The organism is Dietzia maris (assembly GCF_014144855.1).
Taxonomy (GTDB): Bacteria; Actinomycetota; Actinomycetes; order Mycobacteriales; family Mycobacteriaceae; genus Dietzia; species Dietzia kunjamensis.
Window position 1 is genome coordinate 1 of record NZ_JAALDN010000211.1, and the last position, 5,320, is coordinate 5,320.

Annotated in this window: 4 protein-coding genes; 2 read left to right on the plus strand and 2 right to left on the minus strand. The window is 70.6% G+C overall.

From position 1 onward, the window contains the following. Positions 1-149: 149 nt before the first annotated feature. Positions 150-1,439 (minus strand): FUSC family protein, encoded by a 1,290-nt coding sequence (locus G6024_RS07450; protein ID WP_096906724.1) that lies wholly within the window; start codon positions 1,437-1,439, stop codon positions 150-152. Next, positions 1,396-1,812, minus strand: a complete 417-nt coding sequence (locus tag G6024_RS07455) for a DUF3151 domain-containing protein (RefSeq protein WP_067719394.1) — start codon at positions 1,810-1,812, stop codon at positions 1,396-1,398. Before G6024_RS07455 ends, G6024_RS07450 begins: the two co-directional genes overlap by 44 nt. Before the next feature lie 294 nt (positions 1,813-2,106). Here G6024_RS07455 and G6024_RS07460 point away from each other — a divergent pair, with 294 nt between their 5' ends. After that, complete coding sequence (locus tag G6024_RS07460) at positions 2,107-3,483, plus strand: trimethylamine monooxygenase (RefSeq protein ID WP_235027802.1); 1,377 nt, start codon at positions 2,107-2,109, stop codon at positions 3,481-3,483. A gap of 65 nt (positions 3,484-3,548) precedes the next feature. Then, on the plus strand, positions 3,549-5,282 hold the full coding sequence (locus G6024_RS07465; RefSeq protein WP_338122135.1) for an alkaline phosphatase D family protein: 1,734 nt from the start codon (positions 3,549-3,551) through the stop codon (positions 5,280-5,282). Positions 5,283-5,320: the final 38 nt, after the last annotated feature.

Consider the following 5,320-nt stretch of genomic DNA (forward strand, 5'->3'; position numbering starts at 1 on the left):
CCGGCCCACACCCGAGCTGCCCGGCGTCCGGGCCACCGCCGCCCGGCCCCGCAGGCTGCGTCGCCGTCAGTGGGTGGCGGCCCGGGCGGTGCAACTGGGCACCGAGGCCGGCCTGCTCACCCGGGACGGACTCACCGGACGGCGGGCCATCAAGAGGACGACTTTCTATCGTCATACCGAGCCATGGAGGCTCGTGTCGCCCTGAGCGGCGGCATCACCGGCGCCGGTCGGTCCGGCGCGTCCGGCCACTCCTCCGTCAGCTCCGGCTCGACGGCGGGATTGCGGACGGTCGGCGGCAGCGTGGCGAGGGCCGAGATCTTGCTCAGCCCCGCGACCTGCATCATGTCCACCAGGATCGAGCGCAGCTGGGCCAGCATGACGGTCTCGGTCAGGCCCGACCCCGTGATCAGCTCCCGCTTGGCGCGCGACGCGACCGCCCGCAACTCGCGGTGGACCTCGGCGTCCGTGGGTGCATCGGAGTCCGCGGCCACACGCCGTGTGAGCACCTCCAGAGCGCCGGCCAGCGCCGCGATCAACGAACTCAACGCGGGCGGTACGTCCACCTGATCGTCCGCCGCCACGATCGCCCGACGCGCGAGGACACGGATGTTGCGGATGCCGTTGTCCAACGGGTTGAGCATCGCCGTGAGGACGATCTCCTCCGGACGCCGACGCCGGTAGAACGGGGAGATCCGCACCAGTTCCCGCGCCCCAGCGAGCTGCTCGGAGATCGCATCGACGGCCGGCTGCGTGTCACGGGCCTCCTGCAGGGCGGAGCGGATGAGCTCCGAGTCGCGCCGCTCCAACCCGTCCGCGACCTCGGCGAGCACCGACGACGCCACGCCCAGCAGCGACGCCGCCTCCCGGCGGGCGCGGCGCAGGGGATGGACGGGCATGAGTGCCATCGCGGCCAGCGCGACCACCCCGCCCACGGCAGCATCGAGCATCCGCTCGTAGCCGCCCGCGCTGCCCGGCGGCAGAATCGTGGCCACGAGGATCGCCGACGAGGCCGCCTGGGTGCCTGTGATCGCCCCGCGGTCGACGAACACCGCCGCAGACATCGCCAGGATCACCACCAGCGCGATCTGCCACGCCCCGGAGCCGATCTCCCGGATCAGCAGGTCACCGAACCCGACGCCGACGATGACGCCGAGCACCAACTCGACACCCCTCCGGACGCGACGCCCCATACCGGTGCCCAGGGCGATGGCGGCCGCGATGGGCGCGAAGAAGGGCGCCGAGTGGTGCAGCACGTCGTGCGCGAGGAACCAGGCCAGTCCCGCGGCGAGACCGCACTGCAGGATCGGCAGGAACGCGTAACCGAGTCGCCGGGCGCGCGCCCTCAGCGGGCCCGGCAGCGCGGCGTAGACGCCCAGCGCGCGGGCGTCCAGTCGGTCACGCCAGGCCGAGAGACGCGGCGGCGTGCGGGTCTGACTCATTGACCAGGTCCAGACAACGGATGTACTCGTCCTCCTCACCGATCGACTGCGCGGCGCGGGCCAGCGCGGCGACGCAACGGAGGAAGCCGCGGTTGGGTTCGTGGTCGTACGGCACCGGCCCGAAGCCCTTCCAGCCGTGGCGCCGCAGCTGGTCCAGCCCGCGGTGATACCCGGTGCGGGCGAACGCGTAGGCGCTGATCACCTCGCCGGAGTCGAGTGCGCGCTCCGCGAGCTCGGCCCACGCGATCGAGGCGGTGGGGTGGGAGGCCGCCACGGTGCGGGGATCCTCCCCCGCGGCGACGGCGGCCTCCGCCTCCGGGTCACCGGTGAGACGGGTGGGCGGGGGGCCGAGGAGATCTCCGAACTGGGTCATGCCCCCATTGTCCACTAATCCGCCGCATCGCCTCCCCTGCCCCCATTTGCTAAGGTCGAGGGCATGCGGCGCCCCGGACGGGGCGCCGTGCGCTCGTCGCGGGCAGTGGTTTCACGCCCCTTCGGAGTGATAGTGGTCCCGGTGTCGAGGCCCCGTTACGCGGACTCATCCAGTCCCCGCGTCGGACGAGCTTCCACCGGCACCAGTCGGAGCGAACGAACAGGTCGAACGTGGGCCGGAAGGAAGACTGTGTCTAGACAGCGTATTGCGATCATCGGAGCCGGGCCGAGCGGAATGGCCGCCCTCAGGGCGTTCGAATCGGCCCAGCGGTCCGGGGCCAAGATCCCCGAGATCGTGGCCTACGAGAAGCAGGACGACTGGGGCGGCCAGTGGAACTACAACTGGCGGTCCGGCACTGACAAGTACGGCGAGCCGGTCCACTCCTCCATGTACCGCAACCTCTGGTCGAACGGCCCCAAGGAGGCGCTCGAGTTCGCCGAGTACACGTTTGACGAGCACTTCGGCAGGCCCATCTCGTCGTATCCGCCGCGTGAGGTCCTGTGGGACTACATCGACGGCCGGGTCCAGGGGTCCGACGTCAAGGACAAGGTGCAGTTCTCCACGGCCGTCCGTTGGGTGGACTACGACCGCGATCTGGACACCTTCACTGTCACCGTGGAGAACCTCAGGTCCGGCAAGACGACCTCGTCGGAGTTCGACCGCATCATCGTGTCCACCGGCCACTTCTCCTACCCGAACCTGCCGGACTTCAAGGGCATCGGGACGTTCCCCGGGTCGATCCGCCACGCCCACGACTTCCGCGGAGCGGAAAAGCTGGCGGACAAGCGCGTGCTGCTGATCGGCGCCTCCTACTCCGCGGAGGACATCGGCGTGCAGGCCTTCAAGATGGGCGCCCGGTCGGTGACGATCTCCTACCGCACCGCCCCCATGGGCTACGACTGGCCGGACGGGATGGAGGAACTACCGCTCGTCCAGCGGTTCGACGGCGAGACCGTCCACTTCACCGGCGGCCAGACCCGCGAGTTCGACGCCGTGATCCTGTGCACCGGCTACCTCCACAAGTACCCGTTCCTGCCGGCGGACCTGGCCCTGCAGTCGCCCAACAACATCTACCCCGCGGGGCTGTACCGCGGCGTCGTGTGGCAGAAGAACCCCAAGGTCTACTACCTGGGCGCCCAGGACCAGTGGTTCACCTTCAACATGTTCGACGCCCAGGCCTGGTACGTCCGCGACCTCATCCTGGGCCGGGCCAAGTTGCCGTCCGCCGAGGATCGGGTCGCCCACATGCGGGCCTGGCGGAACCGCTTCCAGGAGTTGGACGGGGACGCCGACGACGTGCGCTTCCAGGCCGATTACGTCCGCGACCTCATCGAGGCCACGGACTACCCGATGTTCGACCTCGACGAGGTGGTCGAGATCTTCCTCGCCTGGAAGAAGGACAAGAAAAAGAACATCCTGACCTACCGGGACAAGCCGTACCGCTCCGTCCTCACCGGCACCATGGCGACCGTCCATCACACCCCGTGGCTCCAGGAGCTGGACGACTCGCGCGAGCGGTACCTCTCGACGCCGGAGAAGACCGAGATCGAGGAGCTCGTGGTGGGCGCCGACACCACCCCGGGACAGGACGCGCAGGTCGCCGGCGAGTGAACCGTCGGTGACGTCTGGGGCGGATCCGCTCCCCGGACGTCACCCGAGGGGACAGACTTGAACGCGTGACCGCGTCTCCCGCCCCCTCGCCCGAGCCTCCCGGGTCGGCCCACACCGCCGGAAACTCCCGCATCGCCGATTCCCACCCCACCGGTGGCATCGGCCGGCGCTCCCTCCTCAAGGCGGGAGCCCTGGCCGGTGCCGCGGTGGGCACCGGTGCCCTCGCCGGCCATTCCGCGATCGCCGGGGCCGAGCCCGGCATCGTCTTCCGGCACGGTGTCGCCTCGGGCGACCCCATGGCGGACCGCGTCATCCTGTGGACGCGGGTGACGCCCACCCCGCAGGCGAGCCCCGGTTCCGGGATCGGTGACCCCGTCGTCGTCGCCTGGGAGGTCGCCACCGACCCGGGGTTCACCTCCCTCGTCCGCACTGGGTCCGTCGTCACCGACGCCGGCCGCGACCACACGGTCAAGCTCGATTGCACCGGACTGGCGCCGGACCGCTGGTACCACTACCGCTTCCGCGCGCTCGGTCAGGTCTCACGGACCGGGCGCACCCGCACCGCGCCCGCCGACGGCGCCATGCCCGCCACCGGCCGCTGGCGTATCGGCGTGGTGTCGTGTTCCAACTGGGAGGCCGGCTACTTCTCCGGCTACCGGCACCTCGAGGCGCGCGGCGACCTGGACGCGATCATCGAACTCGGTGACTACATCTACGAGTACGGCCGCGGCGAGTACACCGCCGCCATCGGGGCGATCCGCCCGCACGAACCACCGCACGAGATCGTCACCCTGGCCGACTACCGGATCCGGCTGGCGCAGTACCACACCGATCCCGACCTGCAGTCCCTGCACGCGCACGTCCCCTGGATCTGTACGTGGGACGACCACGAGCTGGCCAACGACTCGTGGGAGCACGGCGCCGAGAACCACCAGCCGCACGAGGGCCCGTTCTCCGACCGCAAGGCCGCGTCCTCGCAGGCGTACTTCGAGTGGATGCCGGTCCGGCCGGAGTCGCTGCGCGATGGCGGGCACCTCTACCGGCGCCTGCGCTGGGGGTCGTTGGTCGAGATCAGCATGCTGGACCTGCGCTCGTACCGTTCCGAGAGCCCCGATCGGTTCAACGGCCTGGCGATCGACCAGACCAACACGATGACCGGCGCCGAGCAGTTCGACTGGCTGGCCCGCGGGCTGCGGTCGTCGACCGCCCGCTGGAACGTCATCGGCAACTCGGTCATGGTCTCGCCCGTGCTCATCCCGCCGTTGGACGCACGCACGACCGGCGCGCTCACCGAACTCCTGGGGGTCCCGCGGGAGGGCATCACCTACAACTCGGACCAGTGGGACGGGTACGCCGGTGAGCGCCGCCGCCTGTTCGAGGCCATCCGCGCCACCGGCAACCGCAACCACGTCTTCCTCACCGGCGACATCCACACGTCCTGGGCCAACGAGGTGCCGTTCGACCCGGCGGACTACCCCGGGGCCGGCACCGGGGCGGTCGAGTTCGTCACCCCGTCCATCACGAGCAACAACATCAACGACATGGTGGGCGGACTACCCGAGGGCAACCCGCTCTCGCAGGCCGCCCAGGGCGCGCTGACCGCCGCGAACCGGCACGTCCGCTGGGCCGATCTCGATCGCCACGGCTTCACGGTGGTCGAGTTCACCAGCGACTACGCCCACGCCGACTACTGGGCGCTCGTGGCCCGCGAGGACCCGAACAGTGGCGCCTACCCGATGGCGAGCTGGCGGACCCGGCACGGCACCGACCGCCTGGAGCCCGCGGGCCCGCTCCCCTGACCCGGCAGGTCGGGTGGGCCCGGGGGCCAGTGGGGCGA